Source organism: Halorhabdus sp. CUG00001, from assembly GCF_009797925.1.
Classification (GTDB): Archaea; Halobacteriota; Halobacteria; order Halobacteriales; family Haloarculaceae; genus Halorhabdus.
In genome coordinates, this window is record NZ_VOLB01000001.1 from 1,432,170 (window position 1) to 1,450,950 (window position 18,781).

Here is an 18,781-nt window from a genome sequence, read left to right on the forward strand (position 1 = left end):
GCCCCTAGAGGGCTTCGAGCAACCGATCGATATCGTCTACAGTGTTAAAGGCATGAACAGAGGCACGGACCGCACCGGGAGGGAACGGCAACGGCCGGACAACCACACCTGCCTCAGCTAGTGCCTCGACGGTGGCTTCCGGGGCCTCTGCCTGAAATGTGACCAATCCCGACTCGTAGTCGCGTGGACTGATGAGACGATCACCGAGCCCCGCCTTCAGGCGGTCGGTCAGTCGCTCGATCCTGGCCTGGACGGATTGCATGCCGACCGACTCCAGCAGGTCGATCGCCGTCGCCAGGCCAACGTGGGGGGCGGGCGAGGTCGTCCCGAGTTCGAACCGGGCGGTACCCGCCTTGTACTCGTAGGGTGAGCCGGTTGGATCCTCGACGCCGCGATACCCGATCCGTCGGGGAGTGAGCGAATCGATCGTGTCGGGGGCGACATAGAGGAAGCCCGCACCCCAGGGACCAAGCAGCCACTTGTGGCCCGACCCGGCAACGAAGTCCGCGCCCCAGGATTCGAGGTCGACGGGACGTTGGCCGGGCGACTGGACGGCATCGATCAGGACCTGCGCTCCAGCCTCGTGAGCGATTTCGACCACCTCCTCGACGGGAAGCCGGGTGCCGTGACTCCAGGAGATCGAACTCATCGCGAGCAAGCGTGCGTCTGCCACGACATCACGAAGGTCGTCGAGATCGAGTCGGCCATTGGTGGTTTCGAGGGTCCGTACCTCGAGACCGTGGAGGTCGGCCATGCGGTCGAACGGGAGGATGCCGGCCGGGTGTTCGAGGTCGGTCCGGACGAGTACGTCACCAGGCTCGAAATCGATCGACGACGCGATCACCGAGATGCCCTCCGCGGTGCTCCCGGTGAGTCCGATCGATTCAGGAGTGGTGCCCAGAAACCCGGCGATCGTCTCGCGGACGGCCTCGTAGGTGTCCCAGGCGTGAGGATAGATCCCCGCCTCGGCGGGAGCCTCGAAATTGTGATACTCGATCCAATCCGTCATCGCCTCGACGACCGGTCGCGGGGCGGGACTGCTCGCGCCGGTGTTGAGATAGGCCACCTCGCTCGTGACGGGCATGGTCGCGCGAAGGTCCGCTGGATCCATACGAAAACGGACGGTCGGGAGGCACGTGAACCCCGCGGCCGACAGGGGAGAGAGCCGCCGACGGTGACCGCTAGCCGACGAGGACACTGACGGCCAGCGTCCCGACGCCCACGGCGATCAACGCCCCGCCCAGGTGGCCGGCCGCGGTAGCGATCGCGCGGCGGCGACGCCCGTCCTCGTAGAGACGGACGGTCTCGAAGGCGAACGTCGAGAACGTCGTGAACGCGCCACAGAAACCCGTTCCTAGCGCAAGTGCGGCTGGCTCACCGACTGGCGCAGCGACGATCGCCCCGAGCAGGAAGCTTCCGAGGACGTTGACCGCGAAGGTGTCCCCACCCTCGCGCTCGATCCACTGACCGACGGCATGGCGTGTGAGTGCGCCCACGATCCCACCGAGGCCGACCAACACGGCAGGGTTCACGCGACCAACCCCCTGGAAACGGCCCGGCCGGCGAGAACGCCCGCGATCCCGAGCGCATAGTTGGCGAGAATATTCCCGACGGCCCAGGTTGGCGACAGGCCGGCCGTCTGGACGGCAAACGTGCTGTAGGTGGTAAACGAGGAGAGAAAGCCGGTCCCGACCAACAGCCGGGTCTCGGTCGACAGCAGGTCGGCGAGTCGCTTCTCGTAGAGGACGATCCCCAGTCCGAAGCTTCCGAGCGCGTTGGCCACGAGCGTCCCGACGACGGGAGTGGGCAATCCAGCGGAGAGTGCGTACCGCAAGATCGCCCCGGCGAACCCGCCGATGGCGATCAACACCAGCGGTTCAACCCGCTTGAGGGGGTGGGGCTGGCTCAGTTCCATCAGTGGCGATTTCGAGCCGGGACACTCGTGGGTTTCGATGCGGTGAGGAACCGATCAGTCACCCAGGCGCGTAGCAACGAAGGACACACCGATCGACAAATGCTCACATCGACTCGGTGTGCTGTCTGCGAAGTCTGACGTACGCTTCCGTAATGGTGGCAATCGAGAAGACGCCAACGATACTCGAGACGAACACACTGGCGACGGTCCCAAACGTGCCGGAAATCGCACCCGGGAAGAGCGGGACAACGAACCCAACGAGGAACAGCACGACAGCGACCCCGAACAACAGCCAGCGATTGCCCTTCGTGAGTGCCCACGTTCCCGAGATGGCCCTAGCCGGCCCTTTATCCGCGACGGCGATCTCCTGGCGGAAAAACAGCGTCCCGACGTAGACGAAGATCGCGGGGATGACCAACAACAGGAGCCCCAGCCCGATTGCGACGAGCAGGACGATCCCACCGAGGAAGCCATAAAGCGTCGCAACGCCCAGCCGGCGGGTGACGAGATCGCGTGGGATCCCATCGAGTGCACCGTCGGCAAAGGCCCGGATAGCAACGATATTGATTGCTTCGCCCAGCAGCGCAAGCAGGATAATGCCGGCGACGATCGTGGGGACTGAGATGTCGATCGTCAGTCCCAACGCGTCGACCGTGCCTTCGAGTTCGGTCAGCGCCGTCTGCACCTGTGAATCAGTGGCGTCGAAGTTCTCCTGCAAGTACGTGATCATTGCCTCGCTGACGGTCAGTTGAAGCGACTGCCAGAAAACGGTACTCACGATGCCGATAGCGGAGATGAGAACGACAAGTTGGGCGCCAGTCCGGGACAGCAATCCGTCGAGGCCATCCGCCAGGAGCGCCTCGAAATCCAGCGACGTGGGTTGGTCCAGGTCGACGTCGTGATCAGCCGTCGGTCGCTCGTCGTCCATCAGTCACGCCCCCCCGACGATCGCAGCTGTGGTTGCTCGATGGCCAGTCTCGACGCCCACGTGACATCGGCAGTCGACGATAGATCGTACCATTGGTCCATCGTTCGCCCAGCCACCACAAAAAGCCACATCCATCGAGGGCGGTCGGCGGCTCCCGACAGAGCCGCCCCGGGCGCAGCCGACGGACTCACGACCCGTCCCAGTCGATCCAGTCTTGCTCCCAGCCGGTCCGTGACTGGGCTGCCTGGCGGGCGCGTTCGTCATCTTCCCGGTGCATCCGGTTGCGCTCGATGGCACCGACCTGTTCGCCCTCGACGAGCATCGGCCGGAAGGCAACTGGTCCGCACTCGGCGACGACCTCGTCGCCTTCGAAGACGGCCAGGGTCTGCTCGTGGGCGCCGAGTGGCATCACGAGTTGCCCACTGGGGGTGAGTTGCTCGCGGAGTGCCTGTGGAGGCTCGACGGCCGCCGCTTCGAGGAGAATGCGGTCGTAGGGCGCGTACTCGGGGAGCCCAGCCGCCCCGTCCCGGCAGTCGACGAACACCGAGTCATAGCCCGCCGTCGATAGGTTCTGTCGGGCCTCGTAGACGACCTGGCGGGTGATATCGACAGCCTGGACGTTCCGGGGACCGACGATCGCAGCCGCAACCGCCGAGGTGTAGCCGACGCCCGCGCCGACGATCAACACCGAGTCGTCTGGCTCGACAGCTAACGCCTCGAACAACCGGGCGACCGTCGAAGGCGCGAGGACGCGCGTCCCCAGGCGTTCGGTCTCCCGATCGGCGTAGGCCGCCCGCTCGTCGTCGAAGAAGGCGTGTCGCGGCACGGCATTCATCGCCGTCGCGACGGCTTCGCTATCGAGGACAGCGCGGCTCTCGTGGCGGAGCCCGTCGATCATGTCCTCACGCAATACCGCAGGATCCATTGAGCGAGATTACGAGTCCACCCTAATGAACATCGCGTTCCCGGGTGGTCTCTGGCTGGCGATCACGGCGACTCGTCGCTACCCTGCATCTGGACGAATCGGACCCCACCGAAGTCCTCACGCTCCGTCGAGCCGTCCGGATGCTTGCTGACCCGGACCAGTCGCTGTGAACGCGTGCCGATCGGCCCGAGAAAGACGCCATCGGGCCGGAGTTGATCGAGGACGGCAGGCGGGATATCCGTCGCTGCACAGGTGAGATACGCCCGGTCGTAGGGGGCGTGTGCCGGCCAGCCCTCGTGGCCATCGCCGACACGGACTGACACGTCGCCGTAGCCCAGGTCGGCTAACCGCTCGCGGGCCTGTGTCGCAAGCGAGGCGTGATATTCGACACTGTAGACGTGCTCGGCCCCGACGACTTCGGCGGTGACGGCAGCGTGATAGCCACACCCCGTGCCGATCTCTACGACCTCCTGGCCGGGTTCGAGGTCGAGGCGATCGACCATGATCGCGACCATGTGCGGGGCGCTGATGGTCTGGCCCTCGCCGATCGACAGCGGACGGTCGGCGTAGGCCCCTCGACGGCTAGACTGGGGGACGAATGCGTGTCGCGGCACGGCCGCAAGCGCGTCCAGGGCTCGATCGCTCACCCGGTCGCGCTCTCTGAGGTCCTCGATCAGGGCAGTGCGTCGCTGTCGCCAGTTGTCGTCTCCTCCGTCTGTCGCAGCACGATCGCGGTCCGAACCCCACCAGCGGGCCATCCCTACCACGCCGACCAGGCGTCGCTGGTCTCGTCTCGGAGGTAAAGTCGATTGACGTCCTTGGCGGGGGCACTATCCCGGTCGTGGTCGAGTTTCTCGTACTCGTAGCCGCGGGCGTCGTCCCGGAGGTGAATGCCCTCGATCGTATAGGTGAACTCACCCAGTTCGTCAGTTTCGCCGACGACGAACTCGTAGTCGCCAGGGACGTGCAGCGTCTCACTTCGCGTCTCGTCACGGGCTCCCGACTTGGGGTGGACCGTCGCGTTGACGCTGACGTTGCCCACCGCGCGCGTCCAGATCGTCTGGACGTCCTCGACAGGTGCCTCCTCGACTCGGCCCTCCTCGTCGAGTTCGAGACTGGTGATCCGGACCGTCATGATCGCGTCCGCGGTCTCTAAGACGAACTCTTCGCCGACGGCCAAGGTTTCATCGGCGGGCGGTTCGGCCGTCGCCGTGAACGATTCACCGTCCTGTGAGACGACGACATCCCGTTCGACAGTCCGTGCCTCGGGGAGAGAGGTCTTGTGAACGTGGTCACACTCGGTACATCGAACCGTCGCCTGCCCGCCGTGGTTGAGAACATCGTGAACAGTCTCCAAGTCGGGCGAACAGGCCGGACAAGGCAGCCCTACCCGCTGTGTCGAGTCGGTCATGGCCGAGCGTACTCGACCCGAACGTAAAAGAGCGCCGTCGGAGCGACGCGACCGACAGGCGTCCAACGTGGTCGTTCAGGGCGTCGGAAGTGTGATTTCCTCGCCGTCGACAGCGACGGTCGGATCCTGGAGGATGCCATCGAGGTGGATCGGTGCCGAAGTGTCACCACCGAAGCCCGCGTCGTCGCCGATAGCAAAGTGGACCGTCCCGCCGGCTTTCTCGTCGAGCAGTACCGACCCGACGAGCTGGCGGACGCCGACGTTCGTCCCGATCCCGAACTCCGCGAGGTTGTAAGCGTCGTCGCCGACTTCCGCGGCGGCTTCCTCGACCTGGCCGCGGATCGTCTCGTCGTCGATCTCGGTGACGGAGCCGTCTTCGACCGCGATGCGAACCGCCTGCTCGTCGCTGAGTCGGCCGTGTGGTGCCATCGTCCCGGTCACGACGATCGTTCCCGTCGCAGTCGCCGGACTGATAAACACCTCACCAGCGGGCAAATTCGACATCTCCCCGGCGTCGTGAACGATGCCCGTATCGAGTTGCCACTCGCGATCACCAGGCTGGAGCCGGATATCGGTCCCTTGCTCGGAGGTGACCCGAATCTCATCGGCGTCAGCGACCCGCTCGTGCATGGCTTCGCTGTGGTCCTGAATCTCGGCGTAGTCGACGTTCAGGCCGGTCGTGAACACGTCGTCAGTGATCCCCGGCAGTGTTGCCACCCGGGCACCGGCATCGTTGGCTTCAGTTCGAGCGCGCGTGTGACTCAGGCTCTTGGTCGTGGGCGCGAGGACGACATCGGCACTCGCCATCGCGGTTGCCACCGTTGTTGGGGGCTCGGCTCCGTGCTGCTCGCCGGGTGGATACTGGAGGATCATCGCGTCGTCTGTCGTCTCGCTGGCAGCCGCGTACAGCGCCTCGGCGATCGGCCGACGTCGGTCGTCGGTAACGATCAGGCAGGATTCTTCGGCCTCGAGGCCGAGACACTGCTGGATTGCCGTTTCAGCTGGTCGGCGAAAATCGTCGTCGCTCATGGCAATCGGTACGGGGGCGAACGATTAGTGTTTTCGGCCTCGCCGGAGTTCGAATCCGTCGACCGATTCCGTTGTCCGCCCGATAACGACTGCCGCGGGCGGAGTGAGTGAGACACTAGTAATCGAGCAGAAAACAAAAGAGAAGATCTTTCGCCCATATTGAACATTCGAAGAGGGATCTGAGCGGGTGCTGGACGACAGCTACCCCGGGAGAGATATTTTTGTATAGAATAGTAAATAATATAATTTTGAGTTCGAAGAATATTTGTGAACGAACAATATGTTTAAATGGACATAGCGACCACTCCCGCCTGTGAGTCTACGAGATCAACAGCCCGGGGTCGCGTCGTTCACCGTCGAAAACATCGGCGGGATCACGTCGACCAACGTCGACGTTGAACCGGGAGTTACCGTTCTGGTGGGGGAAAACGCTACCAACAGGACGTCGTTTCTACAGGCGATCATGGCTGGGATGGGGTCCGATCAGGCCTCGCTGAAAGCGGATGTTGATCAGGGCCGCGTCGAGATGACGCTGGGGGGAGAAGACTACGAGCGGACCCTCGAGACGGCTGGCGAGGCGGTACAGTACGACGGGGATGGGTATCTGGATGACCCGACGGTCGCAGAGTTGTTCGCCTTTCTGCACGAAGCAAACGAGGCACGACTGGCCGTCTCGCGCGGGGCAGATCTCCACGAGCTCATTATGCGACCGATCGACGTCGAAGAGATCAAAGAGGAGATCGAGCGCCTGCGCGAGGAGAAGGGGTCGATCAACGACAAGCTGGCCACCATCGAGTCGCGCAAACGCGATCTCCCGGAGCTCGAAGAACGACGGGATACAATCGAGGCGGAGATCGAGAGCAAGCGCGAAGAGCTGGCCGAACTCGAGGAGACGATCGACGAGAGTTCAAACGATATCGAGGAGAGTCAACGAGTCAAAGCGGAGTTCGAGGATGCACTGGAAGAACTGCGGTCGGTCCGCTCCGAACTGGAAACCGTTCGTCGAGATATCGAAACCCAACAGGAGAGTATCTCGTCGCTGCGGAGCGAGCGGTCGGAACGGGAGACGGAGCTGTCGGAGCTCCCGGCACCAGAGAGCGATGACACTGTGTTGGCCGAGAAAATCGAGACACTCCGGAACCGCCGCCAATCCCTAAACGGCGAGATAAGCGACCTCCAGAGCCTCATCAGCTACAACCAGGAGCGACTCGAAGAAGGAGACTACGAGTTGCTGGGTGACGTCGAAGACGACACAAGAGCACAGAACGGGAACGTCACGGATCAACTGCTCGAGGATGCCGACGAAGAAGTCGTTTGCTGGACGTGTGGGTCACGCGTTCAGCGCGACCAGATCGAAGAGACAGTCACATCCCTCGAAGATCTTCGGGAACAAAAGGTCCAGACGCTCAACGACGTCAACGACGAGCTCGACGAGTACGAAACCCGGCGCCGAGAGATCGAACGTACCCGACAGCGACGCGACGAGATCGAGCGCGAACTCGAAGAGATCGAGACGGAAATCGAACGGCGGCAAGAGCGTATCTCCACACTGAAAGACAGTCGTGAGGAACTTACCGAAGAGATCGAGCGCCTCGAAACGACGGTCGACGAGTTCGAGGATGCCGATTTCGAGGAGATTCTCACACTGCACCGAGAAGCCAACCAGCTCGAATTCGATATCGATCGCCTCGAATCGACGCTCGAAGACGTGACCGACGAGATCGCCGAAATCGAGTCGATGATCGAGGAAGGCGAAGAGTTACGGGAGCGACGCGAACGGCTAGGAGAGCAACTCACGGACGCTCGGACGCGGATCGAACAGATCGAGAAAGAAGCCGTCGAGGCGTTCAACGACCACATGGACGCGATCCTCGATATCTTGGAGTACGAAAACCTCGATCGGATCTGGATCGACCGGACGACAGAGTCAGTCCGGCAAGGTCGAGAAACAGTCGATCGGACGGTGTTCGAACTCCACGTCGTCCGCACGACGGACAACGACGTGGCGTACGACGATACGATCGACCACCTCAGTGAGAGTGAGCGGAAGGTTACGGGCCTGGTCTTCGCTCTCGCTGGCTACCTCGTCCACGACCTCCACGAAGACGTCCCCTTCATGTTGCTGGACTCACTGGAGGCGATCGACGCAGAGCGGATCGCCAGACTGATCGACTACTTCGCGGAGTATGCGGAGTATCTGGTCGTGGCGCTACTGCCCGAAGACGCTCAGGCTGTCGACGACGACTACCGGCGATTGACCTCAATATGATGCCCGAGCCGTCGCGTTTCGCGCTCGATAAACGAAAATAGATCCATGGCCAACGAGCAGACAGACAAGCCGTCGAGCAAGGTAGCACGGTTGATCGACCGTTACGATCTGGGCGACCTCGGGGCGGAACTCGAATCGCGCTGGACGGCCGATGGAGACCGACGGTTGAGCCTGCGGGACCTTGCGGAGCTATTCAACAAGCGACTGCTGGCACAGACACTGGTTGAGGCGGGCATGAGTACGCTCGAAAACGATGTCGACGCGATCTATCGGAACCTCACTGACACGGACGTCAGCGCAGGCGTCCGAACCGATACCCGTGAACGGCTCCAGCGAAACGGTGTCGATCTCGAGCAACTCGACCGAGACTTCGTTACCTACCAAGCGATCCGCTCGTACCTCAAAGAGTGGCGTGGTGCCGAATACGAGCAGCCAGCAGCCGAAGAGAAGATCGAAAAAGACCAGGAGTCGATCCAACGTCTACAAACACGACTAGAAGCGATCACTGAAACCCGGATCGAGAACCTGGGCGAAACCGACCGCATCGACGTCGACGACTTCGAGGTGTTCGCCAGCGTCCAGGTGTTGTGCCAAGAGTGTGGGACACAGTACGACGTCGACACCTTCCTCGAACAGGGCGGCTGTGACTGTACGCGCAACGAGAAATGATCGAAACGCCCTGAAACCGGAGGCGCGACGATCGACGCACAATTTGTGTAGAGCCAAGCCTCGAAGCGAGATCCCTGCAGCGACATCTCTGTCGGTGGTCGTTGGACATCTTCGGGACCAAAAAGTTAGATCTAAGACAAAACTGGATGACTACCGAAAAGTGTCAAAAAGCCACGCGAAGTGGCCGGGCCGTGAAGATCGGCGAGCGTCAGTCGGCCTGCTCGATCAGCACTTCGGCAGCTTCGAGTTCCTGGCCGGTGAGGGCGTTGAGGTACGCGCCGCCGGCGATGGAGATGTGATCGTAGTCGTCCTCGTCGAGTCCGTACATCGACAGCGTCCGGGCGGTGTCACCGCCACCGACGACCGAGAAGCACTCTGTCCGACCGATCGCATCGATGAGTTCGACCGTCCCATCGGCGAAACGCTCGTCTTCGAAGACGCCGACCGCGCCCTTCACGAAGACGGCCTCGCTGTCCTCGATGATTGGCACGTACTCCTCGATGGTGTCGTGGCCGATGTCGAGGTAGCCGGTCTCTTTCTCCTCGATGTCCGCCAGCGCGATCTCTGCGCGTTCGCCCTCAGCGTCCTCGTAGGCGAAGTCGACGGGGAGTTCGAACTCCTCACGACGGTTGGCAACGAGGTCTTCGAGCGTGTCTTTGGTCTCGTCCCACTGGTCGTCAAGCAGGTCCATCCCACCGACGTCGTAGCCGACAGACTTGCCCTCCGCGCGGAGGAACAGTTCGCCCGGCAGGCCGCCGATGAGGAACGTGTCGATGGCGTCGCCCAGATTGTTGACGACGCTGATGACGTCTTCGGACTTGTTGCCACCCAGGACCATCGTGACCTGGCCCTCGGTCTCGCGGGCGCGCTCGGCGACGCCCGTGTTGTACTCGTACTCGGCTTCCATGACGCGGCCCGCGTAGGCCGGCAGTGCCAGTGCGAACCCGACCGTCGAGGCGTGGGCGCGGTGGGCCGCCGAGTAGGCGTCGTTGACGAAGGCGTCGAAGTACGGCGAGAGCGTCTTCACGAAGTCGCTGTCGGCGTGTTCCTCGGGGGCCTTCTCGGGCAGTTCGTCGTCGACCATCCGGGTGTTCTCGAGCAGCAGGATCTCTCCGGCTTCGAGCGCCTCGATGGCGTCGATAGCGTCGTCGCCGACGGTATCCTCGATGAAGGTGATCGGCTTACCGACGTATTCTTCGAGAATTTCGGCGTGCTGGTCCAGCGAAACGAAGTCGTCGCGGCCGGGCCGGCCCTGGTGGGCCATCAGGACGACTTTGTTGTCCCGATCGGCGAGTTCGCGGACCGTCTCCGCATAGCGATCAAAGCGGTGGTTGTCCTGGACGACGCCGTCCTCGACCGGCGAGTTGAGGTCGACGCGGACCAGGACGCGCTGTCCATCTGCGAGGTCATCGAGCGTGTTGAATGCAGCCATGATTGGTGGGTTTCGTGTTCTGAAAGAAATTGCGTCCCTGTACACTACGGAAGGGGATCGGACCGATTAGACGATGTCTTCGGCCAGCCGCATCATCTGGGCGGTGTAGCCCATCTCGTTGTCGTACCAGGCGAAGATCTTCGCGAGCTTGCCACCCTGGACGGTCGAGGTCTTCTGCAAGTCGACACAGGAGCCGTACTCCCAGCCGACGATGTCACGGGAGACGATCGGGTCGTCGGTGACGCCCATCGAGCCTTCGAGTTCGCCGTTGGCGTATTTCTCGAAGGCGGCGTTGATTTCTTCGACGTCCGGGTTGCCGGGCAGGTCGACGACGATCTCGGTGATCGAGCCGGTCGGGACCGGGACGCGGATCGCCATGGCCTCGAACTTGCCCTGCAGTTCGGGCAGGATGTTCGGCGTCGCGGTCGAGGCGCCGGTCGTCGTCGGGACGATGTTCTCGGCGGCCGCCCGACCACGACGGGTCTTCGATTTGGGACCGTCGACGATTGCCTGACTGCCAGTGTAGGCGTGGATCGTCGTCATCTCGGCAGCGTCGACGCCGAACTCCTCGAGCAGGACGTACATCGGCGGCGAGACACTGTTGGTGGTACAGGAAGCAGCCGAAACGACGTCCTCACCGTCGTATTCGTCGTCGTTGACGCCGTAGACGAACTGCGGGACGGGCTTGTCGCCTTTCGGCGGCGCGGAGATCAGGGCCTTCTCGGCACCGGCGTCGAGGTGTGCGCTCGCCTCGTCTTTGGTGCGGAAAATGCCCGTCGACTCGATGGCGACATCCACGTCCAGGGAGTCCCACGGCAGTTCCTCGGGGCTCTGGATGTTCAGCAAGTCGATGTCGTTGCCGTCGACAGTGAGCGTGTCACCGTCTCGTTCGACGTCGTACGGCAGGTTGCCAAGGGCACTGTCGTACTTCGTGAGATATTCCATCTTCTCGAAGTCCATCACGTCGTTGATACCGACGATCTGGACGTCGTCGTTCTCGAGGGCAGCACGGAGGGTACAGCGGCCGATTCGACCGTAGCCGTTGATCCCGATGCGGACCGGATCGCTTGCACTCATAGTAGTATAGCTCCGTATGAAGGTAGCGGCAACATTGAGTAAATGTTTTTCGATATGGCGAAGTGAAAGGCGAGTATCTCACGATCGATACTCGTGAAGGCGGTATATATCACTATATTCACGCACGGACAGACATACGTGCAATCGAATTCGAGGGAGACAACGGGTGGGGGAATTTCGCCGTTCAGAAGGCTTTTGATGCGTTCGACCCTACTAGCGAGCATGCGAAGAGACGACCGCGACGACCCGTTCAACGACTTCTTTCGTGAGCTTGAGCGGATGATGAACGACATGACCAGTGGTGAATTCGACATGCACGTCGAACGCCGCGAGGGCGAGTCAGCGACGACGAACAACGTTCATCTGGATGTCTACGAAGAGGACGAACGACTACGTGTCGTCGCCGACTTGCCGGGCGTCTCGAAGGACGCGATCGATCTCAAGTGCGATGGTGAACGACTCACGATCGATGCGGCCGGCGATCAACGGGAATACCACGAGCGGGTGCAGCTCCCGACCCGCGTCGACGAACACACGGCCGAAGCGAGTTACAACAACGGTATCCTAGAAGTGACCTTCGAGACGGGCGAGGACTCGGCGGCAATCGACCTCTCCTGACACTGTTCGATCTTTCCCCAGGACCTCAAAGTTGGGACAGCAGGATCTCAAACGCGCCACTCGTAGCCACAGGACAGACACGCGTAGTGACGCCAATCGGTTCCTCCCGGGACCGAATCCTGGCCCACTTTCTGTTTCTCGTCGCTCCCACACTCCGGGCACTGATGCAATTCTACCGCTGACATAGCATCAACTAATTTTACACGGTCTATAATAATGTTTTTGTGACTGAACGATACCTGTCTATACTGCTGGACAACAGTTGCACAGGAGAGGAACTCGCAGTCTATCGGTTGATACTGGCCGGGGCAGATATACGACAGAAGTAGTATGCTTCCTACGAAGGAATTTGAACGGGGAGAACGAGGATAACAGTAGCGGCAATCGCGTTTACAACCAGAGGGTCATTTCGCGGTTCGGCGCACGAGATCAGCGACGTGATCCCAGAAACCGGCGATGTATTTCTCGGCGTCGTCGATCGTTGGCCGTGCGTTCGTCTCGGTAACGACGGCGCCGTCGGCGGTCACGAGCAAGTCGATACCGACGATGGGGACGTCCATCGCGGAGGCGGCCCGTTCGGCGAGACGACGGTGGTGCTCGGCAAGATCGACAGGCTGGGCGGTTGCGCCGCGGTGGACGTTGTGTTTCCAGTGGCCCCCGACATCGTTTTCGGCCAGGCGGCGTTCGACGGCGCCGACGTACTCACCATCGAGGACCATCACACGATAGTCAGTTGCGTCCGGGAGGAATTCTTGGACGAGAAACGACCGGTCACCAGTTGCCCGGTAGTCGTGGACGAGGTCGAGATAATCACAAATGCCCAGGAAGGAATCTATATCGTGGGCCAGTGTGACCCCGTTCCCGCGGGTCGTCGAATTGGGTTTGACCACCACAGGTGGGTCGAACTGTTCGAAGACGGACTGGAGTGTCTCGCGATCGACGGGATTGGAGACGAGCGTCGTCTTTGGAATCGGGAGGCCGTCAGCTTCGAGGCGCTGGAGGGCCCCTGCTTTGTTGCGCGAGCGTAGCACACACGCGCGGTCGTTGATCCACGGCACATCGAGGGCGAGTGACGCAACGTCACCTTCCATCAGTCGTGGCGGGAAAACATAGCCCACGTCGACAGCAGGGAATGGATCAGTTCCGAGTGGGACGGTCCGCTCGTCGGTTCGAATCGGGACGACTTCGATCCCGCGGTCGGCGAGAGGATCAGACAGTCGCTCGTAGGTCTCCGCTTGCGTCGAGACCGCCAGCCGGAGCATATGTGGAGTGGGGCCAGCATTCGGAAAACTGTTCGGTCACCGCGGGTGCGGAAACGATAACGGTACCACCGATCCGTGTTTCCCACTGCCTGGCACTCAAATCGGGTCACCGCATCCCGATCGCGGCGTGCATATCGGTCGCCACGTCGCAGACGATCGTTTCCGCGCGATCGATGTCTGCAGTCAGGAAGCCATGGATCATGTCGTCTTCGTGGCGGTGGGTGACGGCAACGCCATCGGACTCGAGTCGCTGTGCGTACGCGAGGCCGCCGTCCCGGAGCGGATCGAACCCGGCAGTGACGACCGTCGCCGGCGCGACGCCGGCCAGATCACGGGCATGGATCGGATCGGCGTAGGGGTTGTGGCTGTCGAGTTCGCTCTCGTAGTAGCACTCCTGGAACCACTCGAGATCCTCGGCAGCGAGGGCGATCCCGTCGTTTTGGGCCACCGAGTGCTGGTCGTCCCGGATACCGATTCCGGGGTACAGCAGGATCTGGTAGTCGATCGCCGGGCCGTCACGGTCCCGGGCCAACAGGGCACTCACGGCGGCCAGTGTCCCACCCGCGCTGTCGCCAGCTACGGCCAGATGGCCGTCCGAGTCGAGACGGTCCGGATTGGTCGCCGCCCAGCGAGTGGCGGCGAAGGCATCTTCGACGGCCGCTGGGAACGGGTGCTCGGGCGCGAGTCGGTACGCGACGGAGACGACGACCGCGCCAGTCTCTCTGGCGAGCCGCCGGCAGACCGTATCGTGGGTCGCGATACTGCCAAAGACGAAGCCCCCACCGTGGAAGTACACGAGTGTCGGATACGGTCCCGGTTGGTCCGGTTGGTAGACACGAACCGGAATGTCGTCGTCGGGACCGGGAATAGTCCCGTCGGTCGTCGCTCCGACAGCGGGCGAGCCTCGGCCCCCAATCCACGTCCCGATGCGTTCGAGCGCCCGGATCAGTCGTCGATCGTACCGGGAAATCGGTGGCAGGCCGAGTCGTCGCTGTCGATCGACGATGGCACGGGCCTGGGGATGCATCTCGTCGGCACGCATAGCCGGGCCTTCGAGGAGCGATAGCAAAAGGGTGCCGCGAACCCATCGCGACCGGGAGCCGTGAGTGACTGGCCAAACGCATTTCCGGAGCCTGACCCTAGTGTGAACATGGCGACGACAGACTCCGATCCGCCCGATTCGCGGGCTGGGGCCGGGTTACTTCGGGACTCCGATCGGATCACCGTCCTCCACGTCGACGACGACCAGGCCTACGCGGAGATGGTCGCGGTCTACCTCGAGCGTGAGGGCGACACGATCGAGGTGCTGCGTGCCGAGAGCGTCTCACAGGCCCTCGAAACGATCGAAAACGAACACGTCGATTGCGTCGTCAGCGACTACGATATGGGAGGGGCGACCGGTCTGGAGTTGCTCGATGCCATCCGGGAGCAGCGGCCCGATCTCCCCTTTATTCTGTTCACCGGCAAGGGCGACGAAGGGATCGCAAGCGAGGCGATCTCGGCTGGTGTCACCGACTACATCCCCAAGAAGAGCGGTACTGACCAGTACACGGTCTTGGCGAAGCGAATCGAAGACGCGACGAGACAGTACTACGCGGAACTGGAAGTCGAGCACACGTTCAAAGCGATCGAAACGGCCCGGGAAGGTATCTCGTTTATCGACCAAGCGGGGACTTTCTTGTACGTCAACGACGCGTACGCCGAGACGTTCGGCTACGAGCCGGCCGACCTAGAAGGCGAGCACTGGGAGAAACTCTATCCCGACGAGCACGTCGAACAGGTCTACGAAGAGATCCTGCCGGCGATCCCGGCGGCGGGTTCCTGGTCGGGCGAGAGCGTCCACGTCTGTGCGGACGGCAACCGGGTAATCGTCGACCACGCGTTGGCGATGACCGACGCCGGAACGCTGCTGTGTCTGGTCGACGATATTACCGAACAGAAACACCGCGAGCAGACGTTACGGCGCGAGCGCCAGCGATTCGAGCGGTTCGTCGACGCCGTCGAGGGATACGCGATCGTCAGCCTCGACCCGGAAGGGTTCGTCACGAGCTGGAACGACGGGGCCGAGGGGCTCCTTGGCTACGATAGCCGGGCCATTCTGGGTGAACACGTCTCGGCGTTGTACCCCGAGGATAAACGTGAGGCGGCCGTCCCCGAACAGAGACTGGACGAAGCACGCACAGAAGGAACCGTCGAGGATGGGGGCTGGCGCGTTCGGTCTGACGGGTCGACGTTCTGGGCGGACGTGACGACGAGCGCGGTCTTCGACGCGGAAGGCACCCACGAAGGGTTCTTGCAAGTGATGCGAGATATCTCCGACCAGCGAGACGCCGGGCGCTCGCGGGAACACGACCGAACGTTTCTGGAAGACGCACTCGACGTCCTCGAAGACGTTGTTTACGTCCTAAACGAAGACGGCGAAATCGTTCGTGTGACCGAGCAGGCAGTCGAAAAGACCGGCTACGAGCGGGCAGAGCTGCTATCGATGGACGCCCTCGAGTTGTTCGCTGACACGGACCGGGCTAGAATCCGGGCGGATATCGAAGCGGCGTTCCTCGATGGAGCCTCGACGATCGAGGCTGAACTCGTCCGGAAAGACGGCCAGACGATTCCGTTCGAATTCCGGAAACGCCGCCTGGCCGACCAAGAGGGCAACGTCTACGTCGCCGGCGTCGGACGGGACATTAGCGAACGCAAGCGACGCGAACGGCAGCTAAAGCGGCAGCTCGAACAGTTCGAGCACTTCGGGAGCGTCGTCTCTCACGACCTCCGGACGCCGCTGCAGACGGCCAGGGGACGGCTCGAACTCGCCGCCGAAACTGGCGAAGAGAGACACTTCGAGGCGGCCGAACGCGCCCTCGAACGCATGGAGACTCTCCTGGGGGACCTCTCGAAAGTAATGCGGGAAGGAGAGTTCGTCTCCGAAGTACACCCAACCAGTCTGCTCGAAGTGGCACAGCCAGTGTGGGAGTCGCTGGCCCCTGGTTGTGCAACTCTCCAGTGTGAAGACGACGTGACGATCCAGGCAGACCAGCGCGCACTGGAGCGCCTGTTCGAGAACCTGTTCAAGAACGCCCTCGAACACGCGGGCGCGAACGTGACGGTGACTGTCGGCCGATTTCGAGACGGCTGGTACATCGAAGACGATGGCCCGGGCGTGCCAGCCCCAGACCGTGAGCGAATCTTCGAGGCCGGCTATTCGACGGCCACGGAGGGGAGTGGATTCGGTCTCGCGAGCGTTCGGCAACTCGTCGTCGCTCACGGCTGGGACATCACCGTGGCAGAGGGGGAAAACGGCGGTGCACGGTTCGAGATCACGGACGTCGCTGTCGTCGAGTGAGCAGACACCGCTCGTCGAAAGCGCTCTCGTTTCCAGTGACGGCCGAAACGGGCAAGCGGCGACACTGGAGTTGCGCCACAGAACCCCTTCTGTTCGTGTGGAAATGTCCCACAGGGAGGAGTGTCTGACGTCGGCGACAAAGCAGATGAAACGGCCCCACGTTGACCAGAGAGCAATATTGAGCACTACAGAGGCAAAATAGTAGTCACCACGTCTGGACAGCGGACAGTGACGGCGGGGGACCGATCACACCGCTCACTCGCCAAGTGTGGCCACGTCTTCGGCACGGACCTCACGGTCGTCCGGGAGTGTTTCGATGCAGTCGTGACACAGAAAGTGTTCGGTCCCATCGGCCAGTTCCAGCGTCATCCCGCCGGTCGCTGACTGATCCACACTCCACATGTCACCGATACCGCCGGCGATCCGAACTGCCGCACCGCAGCCGTCGCAGGGCTCGCTCGTCATACGTGCTGTTCGGGACCCAACGCGCAAAAAGCGTCCGCCCGGTCACTCACCAGCGGCGTCCGGGTCTGGAATCTGCTGGCCGTCGAAGCCGGGGTCGACGTACTCCTCGCGGTCGGCTTCCTCGATCAGCGCCCAGTCGGCGAGTTCGGGCTCTGTATAGGAGCCATCGAGTTGCTCGAACCAGTAGACGAACGTGTCGGTTTCGAACCGAAAGGCGAAATCCTCGACAGTTACCGCTGTGCCCTCGTCGGTTTCGAGCACGTCGCCGACATCGAAGGCGGCGTACCGCGAGAACTCGATCGCCAGGTTATGCTTGCGGTTCGCTGGGAAAGTCGCGGTCATGGTTCGGTCTTCGAAGACCCGGCAGTAAGCGCTTTTGCTGGTGTCGGTCGCCTCCCGTTCACGCGAAGTCATCGAGACCGGCCTGCTCGTCCGGCCGAGGGCGGACACCGTCGTCGGTCCGGCTTCCCTGCCTATCGCGAGAGCGCGACAGCGATGCTCGCCGGGCCACTGCCGGATCGGACAGCGCTTCCCGGGCACGATCCGAAAGGGCTGCCCACCGATCGAGAGCCGCCTCGCGGCGCGCCTCGAAGTCGACGATCGGGGCGGGATAGTCCTCGCCGATGATAACGCCACACTCCTGCTGGACGGATTGTGGCGCTCGTTTTGGCCGGTCGAGGTATGCTGTCGGGAACGATCGCAATTCGGGAACGTATTGCGTGATAAACCCGCCGCCCGGATCGTTGTCCCGAACCTGCTTGCGTGGGTCGTAGAGCGAGTCTCACTCTATCGACCAATTCTCAATACTGAATATTCGAGGTTATGTTTTAATGTCCTGCCCGGTCGTACAATGTGACATGGTGTCAATAGACGATCTCAGTCACGTCGAGTACGAACGATCCGGTAGTGTCGGGGTGTGGAGAATTACTGACTTCGCCGCGTATTTTGACTCCGGCGAAATAGAGCACGGACAAGACCACTATCGGGAGGAAGCAGGGAAAGACAGCATGGATGGCACAGTCATCGTCATTGAAAATGCAGAGTCGCTGGGAAGTGCCATCCAAGATTCACTCGACCACATCAACGAGGAGTGGTCAAAATTGGCCGACGACGTGAACATAGATCGGCTCGCGTACGTCGCTGAGGGAATGATGTCGACGACTGTGAAAATGAAGACGGAGACCGACGTCGAAACAGAATCGTTTGATTCGGCTGAGGAAGCGGTCGAATGGTGCCAACGGGCCTGAAGTGACTACGATACGGACAGCAGTCCACTGTGGATATGTCTATGAGTGCCATTTCGTGACGTGTCCAGTGTACAAGTCGAGCGGGTTTTCTGTCAATAAGCAGATAGCGAGATAGTGAGCAGTGTCCCGAGTGTACCCGCCAACTCGTGCACTGGCTGCTAATCCACGACGAGCAGACGGCGATGTTCTGGACG

At 62.0% G+C, this 18,781-nt stretch carries 21 protein-coding genes; 5 read left to right on the plus strand and 16 right to left on the minus strand.

Features of this window, described 5'->3' with window-relative positions; all coding sequences use genetic code 11:
* Window positions 1-4 precede the first annotated feature (4 nt).
* The 8 genes from FR699_RS07150 to FR699_RS07185 form a co-directional block, all read right to left on the minus strand.
* Window positions 5-1,111 (minus strand): aminotransferase class V-fold PLP-dependent enzyme, encoded by a 1,107-nt coding sequence (locus FR699_RS07150; protein ID WP_158854964.1) that lies wholly within the window; start codon window positions 1,109-1,111, stop codon window positions 5-7.
* A gap of 70 nt (window positions 1,112-1,181) precedes the next feature.
* Complete coding sequence (locus FR699_RS07155) at window positions 1,182-1,532, minus strand: CrcB family protein (protein WP_158854966.1); 351 nt, start codon at window positions 1,530-1,532, stop codon at window positions 1,182-1,184.
* Window positions 1,529-1,909, minus strand: coding sequence for a fluoride efflux transporter CrcB (gene crcB / locus FR699_RS07160; protein ID WP_158855718.1), 381 nt, complete (start codon window positions 1,907-1,909; stop codon window positions 1,529-1,531). The genes FR699_RS07155 and crcB overlap by 4 nt, the downstream gene beginning before the upstream one ends.
* Before the next feature lie 109 nt (window positions 1,910-2,018).
* The gene (locus FR699_RS07165; RefSeq protein ID WP_158854968.1) at window positions 2,019-2,843 is read right to left on the minus strand and encodes a hypothetical protein; all 825 of its coding nucleotides are present in this window, start codon (window positions 2,841-2,843) and stop codon (window positions 2,019-2,021) included.
* 187 nt (window positions 2,844-3,030) lie between these two features.
* Window positions 3,031-3,768 (minus strand): protein-L-isoaspartate O-methyltransferase, encoded by a 738-nt coding sequence (locus tag FR699_RS07170; protein ID WP_154551109.1) that lies wholly within the window; start codon window positions 3,766-3,768, stop codon window positions 3,031-3,033.
* 62 nt (window positions 3,769-3,830) lie between these two features.
* Window positions 3,831-4,526: a protein-L-isoaspartate(D-aspartate) O-methyltransferase gene (locus FR699_RS07175; RefSeq protein WP_154551108.1), complete on the minus strand. Its 696-nt coding sequence runs from the start codon at window positions 4,524-4,526 to the stop codon at window positions 3,831-3,833.
* A 2-nt stretch (window positions 4,527-4,528) separates the two neighbouring features.
* Window positions 4,529-5,179: an HVO_0476 family zinc finger protein gene (locus FR699_RS07180; protein ID WP_154551107.1), complete on the minus strand. Its 651-nt coding sequence runs from the start codon at window positions 5,177-5,179 to the stop codon at window positions 4,529-4,531.
* Window positions 5,180-5,254: 75 nt separating this feature from the next.
* Complete coding sequence (locus FR699_RS07185) at window positions 5,255-6,208, minus strand: aminopeptidase (protein ID WP_154551106.1); 954 nt, start codon at window positions 6,206-6,208, stop codon at window positions 5,255-5,257.
* A gap of 313 nt (window positions 6,209-6,521) precedes the next feature.
* Between FR699_RS07185 and FR699_RS07190 the strand changes: the two genes are divergently transcribed.
* Entirely contained in the window at window positions 6,522-8,477 is a 1,956-nt protein-coding gene (locus tag FR699_RS07190; protein ID WP_158854970.1) for an archaea-specific SMC-related protein, read from the plus strand.
* A gap of 45 nt (window positions 8,478-8,522) precedes the next feature.
* A complete protein-coding gene (gene rdfA / locus FR699_RS07195; protein ID WP_154551104.1) occupies window positions 8,523-9,146 on the plus strand; it encodes a rod-determining factor RdfA in 624 nt (207 codons plus the stop codon).
* Between the two features lie 208 nt (window positions 9,147-9,354).
* Here the strand turns inward: rdfA and pgk are convergent, their stop codons facing one another.
* Together pgk and gap are read right to left on the minus strand one after the other, a co-directional pair.
* Complete coding sequence (pgk, locus tag FR699_RS07200) at window positions 9,355-10,578, minus strand: phosphoglycerate kinase (RefSeq protein ID WP_158854972.1); 1,224 nt, start codon at window positions 10,576-10,578, stop codon at window positions 9,355-9,357.
* Window positions 10,579-10,644: 66 nt separating this feature from the next.
* Window positions 10,645-11,655, minus strand: a complete 1,011-nt coding sequence (gene gap, locus FR699_RS07205; RefSeq protein WP_154551103.1) for a type I glyceraldehyde-3-phosphate dehydrogenase — start codon at window positions 11,653-11,655, stop codon at window positions 10,645-10,647.
* Between the two features lie 222 nt (window positions 11,656-11,877).
* Between gap and FR699_RS07210 the strand changes: the two genes are divergently transcribed.
* Complete coding sequence (locus tag FR699_RS07210) at window positions 11,878-12,273, plus strand: Hsp20/alpha crystallin family protein (protein ID WP_154551102.1); 396 nt, start codon at window positions 11,878-11,880, stop codon at window positions 12,271-12,273.
* A gap of 47 nt (window positions 12,274-12,320) precedes the next feature.
* Here the strand turns inward: FR699_RS07210 and FR699_RS13155 are convergent, their stop codons facing one another.
* The 3 genes from FR699_RS13155 to FR699_RS07220 form a co-directional block, all read right to left on the minus strand.
* Window positions 12,321-12,458, minus strand: a complete 138-nt coding sequence (locus tag FR699_RS13155; RefSeq protein ID WP_195837610.1) for a hypothetical protein — start codon at window positions 12,456-12,458, stop codon at window positions 12,321-12,323.
* A 219-nt stretch (window positions 12,459-12,677) separates the two neighbouring features.
* A complete protein-coding gene (locus FR699_RS07215) occupies window positions 12,678-13,535 on the minus strand; it encodes a RimK family alpha-L-glutamate ligase (RefSeq protein ID WP_154551101.1) in 858 nt (285 codons plus the stop codon).
* Window positions 13,536-13,641: 106 nt separating this feature from the next.
* Complete coding sequence (locus tag FR699_RS07220; RefSeq protein WP_158854974.1) at window positions 13,642-14,577, minus strand: alpha/beta hydrolase; 936 nt, start codon at window positions 14,575-14,577, stop codon at window positions 13,642-13,644.
* Window positions 14,578-14,685: 108 nt separating this feature from the next.
* Between FR699_RS07220 and FR699_RS07225 the strand changes: the two genes are divergently transcribed.
* Window positions 14,686-16,875 (plus strand): PAS domain S-box protein, encoded by a 2,190-nt coding sequence (locus tag FR699_RS07225; RefSeq protein ID WP_158854976.1) that lies wholly within the window; start codon window positions 14,686-14,688, stop codon window positions 16,873-16,875.
* A 255-nt stretch (window positions 16,876-17,130) separates the two neighbouring features.
* Here FR699_RS07225 and FR699_RS07230 read toward each other — a convergent pair whose 3' ends face one another.
* The 3 genes from FR699_RS07230 to FR699_RS07240 are packed head-to-tail and all read right to left on the minus strand — an operon-like array spanning window position 17,131 to window position 18,064.
* Window positions 17,131-17,340, minus strand: a complete 210-nt coding sequence (locus tag FR699_RS07230; RefSeq protein WP_154551098.1) for a hypothetical protein — start codon at window positions 17,338-17,340, stop codon at window positions 17,131-17,133.
* A gap of 42 nt (window positions 17,341-17,382) precedes the next feature.
* The gene (locus FR699_RS07235) at window positions 17,383-17,682 is read right to left on the minus strand and encodes a hypothetical protein (protein ID WP_158854978.1); all 300 of its coding nucleotides are present in this window, start codon (window positions 17,680-17,682) and stop codon (window positions 17,383-17,385) included.
* Window positions 17,683-17,740: 58 nt separating this feature from the next.
* Window positions 17,741-18,064 carry an FAD-binding domain-containing protein gene (locus FR699_RS07240; protein WP_233263420.1) on the minus strand — a complete coding sequence of 108 codons (324 nt, stop codon included), beginning with the start codon at window positions 18,062-18,064 and terminating at the stop codon, window positions 17,741-17,743.
* Window positions 18,065-18,170: 106 nt separating this feature from the next.
* On the opposite strand from FR699_RS07240, the gene FR699_RS07245 reads away from it, so the two are divergent.
* Window positions 18,171-18,587 carry a hypothetical protein gene (locus FR699_RS07245; protein WP_158854980.1) on the plus strand — a complete coding sequence of 139 codons (417 nt, stop codon included), beginning with the start codon at window positions 18,171-18,173 and terminating at the stop codon, window positions 18,585-18,587.
* Window positions 18,588-18,781: the final 194 nt, after the last annotated feature.